Annotated in this window: 10 protein-coding genes and 1 pseudogene; 10 read left to right on the forward strand and 1 reads right to left on the reverse strand. The window is 69.5% G+C overall.

What is annotated here, in order from left to right; genetic code table 11:
- The first annotated feature begins 5 nt into the window (after positions 1-5).
- From OG985_RS04770 to OG985_RS04805, 8 genes are all read left to right on the forward strand, one after another.
- Positions 6-620: a nucleotide exchange factor GrpE gene (locus OG985_RS04770; protein WP_371666943.1), complete on the forward strand. Its 615-nt coding sequence runs from the start codon at positions 6-8 to the stop codon at positions 618-620.
- Between the two features lie 6 nt (positions 621-626).
- Positions 627-1,580 (forward strand): DnaJ C-terminal domain-containing protein, encoded by a 954-nt coding sequence (locus OG985_RS04775; RefSeq protein ID WP_371666944.1) that lies wholly within the window; start codon positions 627-629, stop codon positions 1,578-1,580.
- Complete coding sequence (locus OG985_RS04780) at positions 1,577-1,984, forward strand: chaperone modulator CbpM (protein ID WP_371666945.1); 408 nt, start codon at positions 1,577-1,579, stop codon at positions 1,982-1,984. Before OG985_RS04775 ends, OG985_RS04780 begins: the two co-directional genes overlap by 4 nt.
- On the forward strand, positions 1,975-4,608 hold the full coding sequence (gene clpB / locus OG985_RS04785; RefSeq protein WP_371666946.1) for an ATP-dependent chaperone ClpB: 2,634 nt from the start codon (positions 1,975-1,977) through the stop codon (positions 4,606-4,608). Before OG985_RS04780 ends, clpB begins: the two co-directional genes overlap by 10 nt.
- Complete coding sequence (gene trxA, locus OG985_RS04790) at positions 4,605-5,063, forward strand: thioredoxin (protein WP_371666947.1); 459 nt, start codon at positions 4,605-4,607, stop codon at positions 5,061-5,063. Before clpB ends, trxA begins: the two co-directional genes overlap by 4 nt.
- A 227-nt stretch (positions 5,064-5,290) precedes the next feature.
- On the forward strand, positions 5,291-5,554 hold the full coding sequence (locus OG985_RS04795; RefSeq protein ID WP_371666948.1) for a UBP-type zinc finger domain-containing protein: 264 nt from the start codon (positions 5,291-5,293) through the stop codon (positions 5,552-5,554).
- The gene (locus OG985_RS04800) at positions 5,554-7,308 is read left to right on the forward strand and encodes an FAD-dependent oxidoreductase (RefSeq protein ID WP_371666949.1); all 1,755 of its coding nucleotides are present in this window, start codon (positions 5,554-5,556) and stop codon (positions 7,306-7,308) included. Before OG985_RS04795 ends, OG985_RS04800 begins: the two co-directional genes overlap by 1 nt.
- Positions 7,309-7,477: 169 nt before the next feature.
- Positions 7,478-8,614, forward strand: coding sequence for a hypothetical protein (locus tag OG985_RS04805; RefSeq protein ID WP_371666950.1), 1,137 nt, complete (start codon positions 7,478-7,480; stop codon positions 8,612-8,614).
- Positions 8,615-8,701: 87 nt separating this feature from the next.
- On the opposite strand, the gene OG985_RS04810 is transcribed toward OG985_RS04805, so the two are convergent.
- On the reverse strand, positions 8,702-9,832 hold the full coding sequence (locus OG985_RS04810; protein WP_371674260.1) for an RNA-guided endonuclease InsQ/TnpB family protein: 1,131 nt from the start codon (positions 9,830-9,832) through the stop codon (positions 8,702-8,704).
- A 114-nt stretch (positions 9,833-9,946) separates the two neighbouring features.
- On the opposite strand from OG985_RS04810, the pseudogene tnpA reads away from it, so the two are divergent.
- Together tnpA and OG985_RS04820 are read left to right on the forward strand one after the other, a co-directional pair.
- Positions 9,947-10,315 (forward strand): annotated as a pseudogene (tnpA, locus tag OG985_RS04815) (IS200/IS605 family transposase).
- 492 nt (positions 10,316-10,807) lie between these two features.
- Complete coding sequence (locus OG985_RS04820; RefSeq protein WP_371666951.1) at positions 10,808-11,983, forward strand: glutathione-independent formaldehyde dehydrogenase; 1,176 nt, start codon at positions 10,808-10,810, stop codon at positions 11,981-11,983.
- The last annotated feature ends 140 nt before the right edge of the window (positions 11,984-12,123 follow it).

Raw genomic sequence — 12,123 nt, forward strand, 5'->3', positions numbered from 1 at the left:
CTGCCATGCCGATCCACCCCAGGGAACCCGACCCGGTCGTGCCGGACCACACCGACCCGGCTCCGGAGGGCGCCGTACACCCTCCCCAAGGGGATCTTCCGCCCGCGGGCCCGACCGGGCCGGGGCCTGCCGCGGACGAGGAACCCGGACCCGACGCGGCCGGCGGCCCTGCTCCGTCCGAGGACGAGTACACGACCGCGATCCGGGAGCTGGAGGACCGCTGGCGGCGGGCGCTCGCCGACCTCGACAACCTGCGCAAGCGCCACGCCAGGGAACTGGAGCGGGAGCGGGCGGCCGAGCGGTCCCGTACGGCCGCCGCCTTCCTGCCCGTCCTCGACAACCTCGAACTCGCACTGGCTCACGCGGGTGCCGACCCCGGCGCGATCGTGCAGGGCGTTCAGGCGGTCCACGACCAGGCGGTCAACGTCGTCGAATTGCTCGGCTATCCGCGCCACGCGGAGACCGGCGTCGCCTTCGACCCCGCCCGGCACGAGGTCGTCGGCGTCGTCCAGGACCCCGATGCCACACCGGGCACGGTCGTGGAGGTGCTGCGCGCGGGCTACGGGGACGGCGAACGACAGCTCAGGCCTGCCGCCGTGACCGTCGCGAAGCGGGAGTGAGCGGCCATGGCACGGGACTTCTACGAGACGCTGGGCGTGTCACGGACCGCGAGCCAGGACGAGATCCAGCAGGCATATCGCAAGCTCGCCCGCAAGTACCACCCCGACGTCAACAAGGACCCGGGTGCGGAGGAACAGTTCAAGGACCTCAACGAGGCGTACAGCGTCCTGTCGGACCCGAAGACCCGGGCCCGTTACGACCGCTTCGGCGAGGACTTCCGCCAGATCCCCGAGGACTTCGACGAACGGGTCGCGGCCGGTGCGGGCAGCGGCTTCCGCGGTCGGCGGACGGCGGGCGCGGGCGGCCCCCGCGTCCGCTACACCACCGGCTTCGGCGACGACTTCGCAACGGAGGGCGTCAACATCGAGGATCTGTTCGGCTCGCTCTTCGGAGCAGGCGGCGCCCCCGCCGGGGTACCGGGAGCCGACCAGGAGGCCGAACTGCCGCTCACCGTCGAGGAGGCGTACCGAGGCGGCCGCCGCAGCGTCACACTGGCCGGTCCCACCGGGCAGCCGCGGCGGTACGAGGTCGACGTCCCGCCGGGCGTCACCGACGGGCAGCGCATCCGGCTGGCGGGCGAGGGCGGCCGGGGCAGTGGCGACGCCCCCGGCGGCGACCTGTACCTGCGGGTGCGTATCCAGCCCCACCCCCAATTCCGCCTCGACGGCCGCGACGTACACGTCCAGCTCCCGGTCGCCCCCTGGGAGGCGGCCCTGGGCGCGACCGTACCGGTGCCCACCCCCGGCGGTGGCACGGCCAAGGTCACGGTGCCCGCGGGTTCGTCCAGCGGCCGGCGGCTGCGGCTGCGCGGCGAGGGCATGCCGAACCCACGCGGCGCGAACGGCGACCTGTACGCCGAGCTCCGGATCATGGTGCCGCCCACCCTCGGCGACCGGGAGCGCGAACTGTTCGAGGAGCTCGCCGCCACCTCCTCGTTCGACCCCAGGAGGACGCGATGAACGACCGACCCACGGGAGCGGCAGGCGTCGGCCGGGCCGGTGTCGGCGCCCGTCCGGTACGACCGGGCGCCGACCTCACCGCCTCGACGTCCGTCCGGTACGCACTCGTGCCCGCCCCCAGACTGTCCCTGGCGACCGTGGCCCGCCGCTCGGGCCTGCATCCCGATCTCATCCGCCGGTTCGTCGCCCTCGGCCTGGTCGACGCCGAGCGCGACGCCGCGGGGCACCTGGTGTTCGGCCCCACGGCCCCAGTTGTCCTCGCCCGAATCCAGCGGCTGCGCTCAGGCCTCTGCCTCAACTACGCATCCATCGGGCTGGTAATCGACCTGCTCGACCGCATCAGCCTGCTCGAAGCCGCTCTGCGCGGCCGCGGCATGAGGAGTGAACCACCCCCATGGACATGAACCGTCTCACCCAGAAGTCCCAGGAAGCCCTGCAGGAGGCCCAGAGCGCGGCCGTCGGCATGGGGCAGACCGAGGTCGACGGGGAGCATCTGCTGCTCGCCCTTCTCGATCAGGAGGACGGTCTGATCCCGCGGCTGCTGCAACAGTCGGGCAGCGAGCCGAAGGAACTGCGCGCGGCTGTGCGCGAGGAGCTCTCCCGCCGCCCGAGGGTGACCGGTCCGGGCGCGGCGCCGGGCCAGGTCTTCGTCACTCAGCGCCTCTCCCGCCTGCTCGATGCCGCCGAGCGGGAGGCCAAACGCCTCAAAGACGAGTACGTGTCCGTGGAACACCTGCTCCTGGCCCTGGCCGAGGAGGGCTCGGCGACCGCCGCCGGCCGACTGCTCAACCAGGCCGGCATCACCAGGGACTCGTTCCTGAGCGCACTCACCAAGATCCGCGGCAACCAGCGCGTGACCTCCGCCAACCCCGAAGTGGCCTACGAGGCCCTGGAAAAGTACGGCCGTGACCTGGTCACCGAGGCCAGGTCCGGCAGGCTCGACCCGGTCATCGGCCGGGACGCCGAGATCCGCCGTGTCACCCAGATCCTCAGCCGCAAGACCAAGAACAACCCCGTCCTCATCGGCGACCCCGGCGTCGGCAAGACCGCCATCGTCGAGGGCCTCGCCCAGCGCATCGTCCGCGGCGACGTACCCGAAGGACTCCGCGACAAGGTCGTCTTCGCCCTCGACATGGGCTCCCTGGTCGCCGGCGCCAAGTACCGCGGTGAGTTCGAGGAACGCCTCAAGGCCGTGCTCAGCGAGGTCAAGGCCGCCCAAGGGCGGATCCTGCTCTTCGTCGACGAACTCCACACCGTCGTCGGGGCGGGCGCCGCCGAAGGGGCCATGGACGCGGGCAACATGCTCAAGCCGATGCTCGCCCGCGGCGAACTCCACATGATCGGCGCCACCACCCTCGACGAATACCGCAAGCACATCGAGAAGGACGCCGCCCTCGAACGCCGCTTCCAGCAAGTGCTGGTCGACGAACCCAGCGTGGAGGACACCATCTCCATCCTGCGCGGCCTGCGCGAACGCCTGGAGGTCTTCCACGGCGTCAAGATCCAGGACACCTCCCTGGTCGCGGCGGCGACGCTCTCCCACCGCTACATCACCGACCGGTTCCTGCCCGACAAGGCCATCGACCTCGTCGACGAGGCCTGCGCCCGGCTGCGTACCGAAATCGACTCCATGCCCGCCGAACTCGACGAGATCACCCGCCGCGTCACCCGCCTGGAGATCGAGGAAGCCGCCCTCTCCAAGGAGACCGACCCCGCCAGCCAAACCCGCCTCGAAGAACTGCGCAAGGAACTGGCCGACCTGCGCGCCGAGGCCGACGCCAAGCACGCCCAGTGGGAGGCGGAACGACAGAGCATTCGCCGCGTACAGGAGCTGCGGCAGGAACTGGAGCAGGTCCGTCACGAGGCGGAGGAGGCCGAGCGCGCCTACGACCTCAACCGCGCCGCCGAACTCCGCTACGGCCGCCTCCAGGACCTCGAACGCCGGCTGGCCGCCGAGGAGGAGCAGCTGGCCTCCAGGCAGGGCCAGAACCGGCTGCTGCGGGAGGTCGTCACCGAGGAGGAGATCGCCGAGATCGTCGCCGCCTGGACCGGCATCCCCGTCAGCCGCCTCCAGGAGGGCGAACGCGAGAAACTGCTGCGCCTCGACGAGATCCTGCGCGAGCGCGTCATCGGCCAGGACGAGGCCGTCAAGCTCGTCGCCGACGCCATCATCCGCGCCCGCTCCGGCATCCGCGACCCTCGCCGCCCCATCGGCTCGTTCATCTTCCTCGGCCCCACCGGCGTCGGGAAGACCGAGCTGGCCAAGACCCTCGCCCGGGCCCTGTTCGACTCCGAGGACAACATGGTCCGCCTCGACATGAGCGAATACCAGGAGCGGCACACCGTCAGCCGGGTCATGGGCGCACCGCCCGGATACGTCGGCTACGAGGAAGGCGGCCAGCTCACCGAGGCCGTACGCCGCAAGCCGTACTCGGTAGTGCTGTTCGACGAGATCGAGAAGGCGCACACCGACGTCTTCAACACCCTGCTGCAGGTCCTCGACGACGGCCGCATCACCGATGCCCAGGGCCGCACCGTCGACTTCCGCAACACCGTGATCATCATGACGTCCAACATCGGCTCCGAGCACCTCCTCGACGGCGCCACCGCCGAGGGCGAGATCAAGCCCGACGCCCGGGCCCTGGTGATGGGCGAGCTGCGCGGCCACTTCCGCCCGGAGTTCCTCAACCGCGTCGACGACATCGTGCTGTTCAAGCCGCTCGGCGAGCGGCAGATCGAGCGGATCGTTGAACTGCAGTTCGACGAACTCCGCCGCCGCCTCGCCGAACGCCGCATCACCGTCGAACTCACCGACGCGGCAAGGGAGGTCATCGCCCACCAGGGCTACGACCCGGTGTACGGGGCCCGCCCGCTGCGACGCTACATCTCCCACGAGGTCGAGACACTGGTCGGACGCGCCCTGCTGCGCGGCGACGTCCAGGACGGCGCCACCGTCCGCGTCGACGCCCAGCACGGAGAACTGGTGGTCACCTACGACCAGGGCACTGGAGAAGCGAGGGCGGCATGAACACCACCCGGACGACGACGGTGACGTGCCCCAACTGTGGGCGTGCCAACCGGATCTCCGTGGCCGCCGAGGGACGCCCCAAATGCGGCCACTGCAAGCAGCCAATCCCCTGGATCGTCGACGCGGGCGACGACGACTTCACCGAGGTCGTCGAGCAGGCCACCATGCCCGTCGTCGTCGACCTCTGGGCCACCTGGTGCGGCCCCTGCCGCATGGTCAGCCCCGCCCTCGAACAGGTCGCCCGCGACCTCGCAGGACGCATCAAGCTCGTCAAGGTCGACGTCGACAAGAACCCACGGCTCAGCCGACGGTTCGAGGTGCAGGCGGTGCCGACCCTGCTCATCCTGGACCGGGGCGAGACGGTCGCCCGGCAGGCCGGCGCGGCTCCCGCGCACGTTCTGCGCTCGTGGGTCGAGCAGGCCATGGAGGGCCGACAAACCACTGCCGGAAAGTGATGGATCAGCCACCGCCCGAGCCCCTCGAAACCCAAGCCCCGGACGCGACCCATCGCCGCCCCCGCACAGCGACTCCAGGGTCACAGCGGCACCGACCAGTCCTGCTCGACATGACAGCGGAGATGTCCCGCCGGGCCGGTGCCACCCCGCCCGAAGCGGCGCCGTTCGGTGCAGAAATCCACCGCGGGCCGCAGTCGGGCAGTCCCGACCACGGAAGGAGAACCCTCATGGCCACGATTTCCGACCCGCACCTGGCGATGGTGCGCCCAGTGACACCGCGCACCCCGGAGGGCTGCGAGGAGTGCCTCAAGTTGCACTCCCCGTGGGTGCACCTGCGGCTCTGCCTCACCTGCGGACATGTCGGCTGCTGCGACTCCTCGCCTCTCAAGCACGCGAGGGGGCACGCGGGCAGCGCCCACCACCCCGTCGTACAGTCCTTCCAGCCGGGAGAGAACTGGCGCTGGTGTTACGTCCACGAGGCCATGGTCTGATGAGCACGGCCGAGCACAAGCAGAGTGCGGTCCGCGAGACACCGGACCAGTACGGGGCGTTTCCACGCCTGACACCGGAGCAGCTCGAGGATCTGGCCGCACACGGCGAGCGCCGCGGAACCACCGAGGGCGAGGTGCTGTACCGCGAGGGCGAGCCGTTCCGGGAGTTCCTCGCGATCCTCAGCGGGACCGTCGAGATGCTCCATGACTACGGCGGGCCCGAGGAACGCACCATGGCGGTGCACGGACCCGGCAGGTTCCTGGGTGAACTCGGGCTGCTGGAGGGCGAGGCCGCGTTCGACACCGCCGTGGTGCGCGAGGCGGGCGAGATCCTGGCCATACCGGTGGAGCGACAACGCGCCCTGGTCGGCCGCGATCCCGTCCTGGGCGACCTGATCCTCCGCGCCTACCTGGGCCGCAGGTATCTGCTCATCGGCCTCGGCGCCGGCTTCCGGATCCTGGGATCGTGCTATTCACCGGACACCATGCGGTTGCGCGAGTTCGCCGCCCGCAACCGGCTGCCCCACCGCTGGGTGGACCTGGAGAAGGACAAGGAGGCGGAGGCACTGCTCCGTCGGTTCGCCATCCGTCCCGAAGACACCCCGGTGGTCCTCTGGAAGGGCGAGCAGGTGCTGCGCAATCCGAGCAACGCCGAACTGGCCCGGCTCATCGGGCTGCCCGCCCCCTCACCGGAGGCCGAGCGGTGCGAGGTCATGGTGGTCGGTGCGGGCCCCGCGGGACTCGCCGCCGCCGTGTACGGCGCCTCCGACGGCCTCACCACGGTCACCGTCGACGCCGTCGCCACCGGAGGCCAGGCCGCCACCACGTCCCGCATCGAGAACTACCTCGGCTTCCCTTCGGGCATCTCCGGAGGCGAGCTCATCGAGCGCGCGGTGTTCCAGACCCGCAAGTTCGGCGCTCGCCTCATGGTACCGGCCCAGGTCAACGGCCTCACTCCGCAGGACGACGAGTACCTTGTCACCTTCACAGACGGATCCAGGACGCGCGCCGGCACCGTGGTGCTCGCCTCGGGCGTGTGGTACCGCAGGCTCGAGGTGCCCGGCATCGACCGCCTGGAAGGCATCAGCGTCTACTACGCGGCGACCGTCCACGAGGCCAGTCTCTGCCAGGCGGATCCGGTCGCCGTGGTCGGCGGCGGGAACTCCGCCGGGCAGGCGGCGCTGTTCCTCGCGAACCACGCATCCACGGTCCACCTCCTCGTCCGGGGCGGTGACCTCAACGCGGACATGTCGCGCTACCTCGTGGACCGGGTGGAACGGCACCCGAAAATAGAGGTGCTGCTGCGCACCGAAGTCCGGGGCGTCTGCGGGGAGGAGAAGCTGGAGTCGCTGACCGTGGAGGACAACGCACACGGTGAGAACCGCCAACTGCGGGCCACGGCACTGTTCGTGTTCATCGGTGCCCGGCCGCACACGGAATGGCTCAGAGGCGTGCTGGCCCTGGACGAGAAGGGCTTCGTCCTCACCGGCGCCGACGCACAGGCGGCGGCCGACGCGACCCGGTGGGACTCGCTCGGCCGTGGTCCGTTGCTGCTGGAGACCACCCTCCCCGGAGTCTTCGCCGCCGGCGACGTCAGGAGCGGCTCGGTCAAACGGGTGACCTCGGCGGCAGGCGAGGGTGCCATGGCGATCCGCCTCGTGCACGAGCACCGGGAAAAGGCAGGCAACCTGGTCCGCGCCGCCGACCCCCAGGGCCCTCGGCCGGTGACGGGCCAATCCGTGCCCTGGCGCTGACCTCCCCCGGACGGGCGGCCCGGTCACCAACAGCCTGGTGCAGAGGCAGGTGCTGCCGTACCGCCCGCGCCTGACGGCCGGGCGCCGGCGGGTCACGCGGCGTCGCCGTTACCTCTGGGCATCCACGGGCACTCGGGATCGCGGGGTCAGCCGACGAGAAGAGGCAGTCATGCGGGAGCCGTCTCAGGGCGTAACGGTCGTGGCTCTCCTGGCGGACCCGGACACGCCGACAGAAGTCGCGCGGCTCATGGCCCGGACGCTTCCCGCTCGGCTCGCCGACAAGTCGGGAGAGGGGCAACGCTTCGACGTCGAGGTGGTCAGTGAGCCCTTCACCTCGGAGACCGAGGACCTGGCCAAGTTGATGCGGCGAATCATGGACCGGGGAAGTGCGGAGAACTGGGACATCGTCGTAGCCCTCACCGACCTTCCCCTCCACTCACACGGGCGCAAGCTCGTGGTGAACCTGAGTCACGAACACGGCTTGGCCCTGCTGTCCCTTCCCGCACTGGGGGGCTTGCGGCTGCAGACCAGGGCCCGGCGCGCAGTGGAAGAAGCCGTGCTCGGCCTGACGGCCGCGCAGACCAACGGGGCTGGAGAAACTCCGCAAGACCAGCCGCTTCTGGGGCCCTTCACCGGTCGTCTCAACCCTATCCACCCGGGCCCGGTCGGTGAGGAGGAGGAGACCGCCGATCTCCGGTATGTCGTCAGCGGACCGCGCGGCTATCTGCGCGTGCTCATCGGTATGGTCCGCGCCAATCGGCCGTGGCGGCTGATTCCGGGCTTGTCGAAAGCCCTGGCGGCCGCACTCGCCACGGGAGCTGTCGCCACCGTGAACTCCACCGTCTGGAGCGTGGCAGCGGCCCTGAGCGCACCACGCCTGGTGATCGCCATGGTCGGGTCCATCGGGCTCATGATCGGCTGGCTGATCGTGGACGCGCACCTGTGGCATCGATCGACAGAGTCCTCGCCGGAGGCGAGGAAGAGGACGGCTCTCTACAACGCCTCGACGATCGTAACCGTGAGTATCGGAGTGCTCGTCTGCTACCTGGGTTTGCTGGTCATCAACCTGGTGTGGGCCCTGTTCATCCTCAACGACCGGGTGTTCGCCTCCGCGACACGAACCCCGCTGGACACCACGGAGTACCTGACGTTGTCCTGGTTCGTCGCTTCGATCGCCACCGTGGGCGGCGCGCTGGGATCAAGCCTGGAGAGCGACGAGGCGATCCGGGCAGCCGCCTACTCCAAACGCGAACAGGAACGCCGCCGCATGGTCCGGAACAACCACGGTGACCGGCCCTCGAAGTGAAGTCAACTTGACCCGGCCCTGAAGGGCTGGGCTTGGAGGTAGAACCCAGCTGGCTGCTGGGGTGGACTCCCCGGTCCAGACACCCCGTTATGGGGTGGCAGGGACGCGTGACTCACGCCCCGCATTCCACACGCTCTCGCCACGGGTGGCGATGTTGCGGGAAGCATTCCGGTCGGCGTGGGCAACGACCCCGCACCCCCGGCAGATGAAAAGTCCCTGGCCGACACGGTTGCGCTTGTCGATGTGCCGGCATTCGCAGCACATCTGCGACGTGTACGCGGGATCGACGTAGATGAGCGGCACTCCCGCTCGCTTGGCCTTGTAGACGATGAACTCTCCGAGCTGGGCGAAGGCCCAGGAGTGGAGTGCGACCCGTTGGGGCTTGCGGAGCCGTACCCGGGTGCGGATGCCCTTGAGTTCTTCCAGGGACAGGCCGCGTCCGGTGCGTTCAGCCTCGGTCACGATCGTCTTGGAGATGATGTGGTTGGTGTTCGCCACGTGCCGTGCTTCCTTGCGGGCACGGGCCTTGAGCCGCCGCTTGGCGCTCTTGGTGCGCTTCTTCTGGAGCTTGGCACGCAGGGCAAGCTGTCGCTTGCGGTACCGCTTCAGCCCCCGCCCGGCGGCGCGGTAGCCGTCGGACGTGGTGGCGATGTTGACGATACCGAGGTCCACGCCGAGGAACCCGGCCGGCTCGTACTGCTCGGCCTCGGGCACGTCACAGGTGGCGACGAGGTAGAACACGCCGTCGCGCTCGATCAGGTCGGATTCGCCCTGCCGGTGCGCCTGGAGCATCGTGAGCGCCTCCGCGGAGCACACGAATGAGACGTTCTTGACCCGGCCGTCCATGGTCCAGATGGACACCGTCTGCTGGTCGTACTGCCAGCTCAAACACCGGTCGTCATACGGCTGCGCGGCCCGGGGCCGGAACCTGACCGGCTTGGACTCAGCCTTGCGGCGACGCCTGGAGCCTTCCGGGCCGAGATTCCCCGCACGGATGTTGGCCTTGAGCGTGGTGTACGAGTCGCGCACCTTCTTGACGACATGTTGCGCGGCCTGTGCTCCCAGCCCACGAGCTTTGAGCTCGGCGTAGGTGTGCTTGCGCAGCTCGTACTCACGCGGCACGCCGTGCTCGAACGCCACCTCCGACACCCAGTTCGCGGCGTCATTGACCGTGCGCAGGGTGCGCTCAAGCACGGATGCCTGCCCCGCATCCGGCATGAGTTTGACCTGCGTCACGATCTTCACAGGCGTGATCGTAGCGTTGATCTATGTCACCCCGCTGGGGGGCCAAACCCCGATGTCCGCCGCAGGGGCCGCAGCGTCGTCTGCACCGTGCACGCCCACCTGGTCTTCACTCCCACGTACCGGCGCGGACCATTCACCGACGAGATCCTTCGGCGCTGCGAAGAGGTCATGCGCGACGTGTGCACCGACTTCGGCGCGGAGCTGCGGGTGTTCAACGGCGAACGCGATCACGTTCACCTGCTCGTGCACTACCCGCCCCAGGTCGCCATCTCCCGGCTCGTAGGCTCCCTCAAGGGTGTTTCCGCCCGGCGCCTGCGGCAGGAGTTCCCCGGCCACATCCGCACGTACCTGTGGGGCGAGCACTTCTGACCGCCGTCCTACTTCGCCGCCTCGTGCGGGGGCGCCCCACACGCCGTCATCAAGAAGTACATCGACAACCAGGAACATCCCGGCTGAGGTCACCAGCGCAGACCCGCGCACCCGCGCGGATCACAGCAGTGTCGACAAGCGCTTCCTCCCGGGCGTGAACGCCCAGGGTTCCGCGCTAGATCATGCTGAACCGGTGACGGCACAAACGGCCCACGGGACGCGAGCGTGCCGGCATCGCCCCCCTCACCGCAGTTCGATGTGCCGGGAGTTAGGGCCCCCGCGACGCCTCCTTCGGGGTCCAGCCCGCGCCCATCGCATCGGGCGGTTCGGATCAGCTGATCGATCAGTGCCTGCCCGTTTCGCGCCAGGGCCGACGGGGACCCGGGCGCTACGCCGCCGAAGCGCCAAAGCTCCGTATGGCCGGCCGGCGGCGGCACCGCTCCCTCGAACCGGGTGAACGGCCCGCAGAGGCATGCCGGAGCCACTGACCCCGCGCACCAACTCCCGGACGTCGGGCTCCTTGCGTCGCCTCCATCACCGCCGTGCTGCGGTCATGTCGCGGCACCGAAGGAAGCCATCATGAAAGCAGCGGTATATGAAGGCCCGCGAACGGTCACAGTGAAGGACGTACCCGACGCGAAGATCGAACACCCCTGCGACATCATCGTCAAGATCACCACCACCAACATCTGCGGTTCGGACCTGCACATGTACGAGGGCCGCACCTCGTTCGAGTCCGGCCGAACCCTGGGACACGAGAACATGGGCCAGGTCGTGGAGGTCGGCTCGGCCGTCCGCAAGGTCCAGGTCGGCGAGTATGTGGTCCTGCCCTTCAACATCGCCTGCGGCTTCTGCAAGCAGTGCGAACGGGGCCTGACCAACTACTGCCTGACCATGCAGCCCGAGCCGGCCCTCGCCGGAGCCGCCTACGGATTCGCCGACATGGGCCCCTACCAGGGCGGCCAGGCGGAACTGCTGCGCGTACCCTATGGCGACTTCAACGCGCTGCGTCTGGGCGAGGACGCCGCCGACCGGCAGACCGACTACGTGATGCTCGCCGACATCTTCCCCACCGGCTATCACGCCACCGAGATGGCCGACGTCAAGCCCGGCGACCAGACCATCGTCTTCGGAGCCGGTCCCGTCGGGCTGATGGCGACATACTCCGCCCTCCTCAAGGGCGCCGGCCGCGTCTGGGTGGCCGACCACCAGCCCGACCGACTGCGCAAGGCGGAGGAGATCGGCGCCATCCCGATCAACACCGCCGACCAGAATCCGGCCGAGGTCGTCAAGGAGGCCACCCTCGGCCTGGGCGCCGACAACGGTTGTGAGTGCGTCGGCTACCAGGCACACGACCCACAGGGACACGAGGACGCCAGCCTCACCCTCAACGGACTGATCGACTCAGTCAGGTTCACCGGCCACATCGGCGTGGTCGGCGTGTTCCTGCCCGAGGACCCCGGCGGCGCCGAGGCCCAGGGAGAGTTGGAGGCGCAGGGCAAGGTCCCGATCGACTTCGGCATGATGTGGTTCAAGGGCCAGCACATGGGGACCGGGCAGGCGCCGGTGAAGAAGTACAACCGGGCGCTGCGGGATCTGATCGCCGGCGGGAAGGCAACGCCGAGCTTCGTCGTCTCCCACGAGTTCAGCCTGGACGAGGCCCCCAGCGCCTACGAGCACTTCGACGCCCGTGACGAGGGCTGGACCAAGGTGGTCCTGCATCCGAACGGACACGGCAACGGCCACAAGAAGTGAGGAACCCCGAGGTCCGCCGACCCACCTGTCTCCCCGTCCGCGGCCTGCGCCACGGCAACACTGCCGCCGACATCCCCTGATCCAGGCCGGACTTGCGGACCTCATTCACCTGGGAAGTGCTTCTTTCCCTCGCAACCGAC

It is taken from the genome of Streptomyces sp. NBC_00289, from assembly GCF_041435115.1.
In the GTDB taxonomy this organism is placed as follows: domain Bacteria; phylum Actinomycetota; class Actinomycetes; order Streptomycetales; family Streptomycetaceae; genus Streptomyces.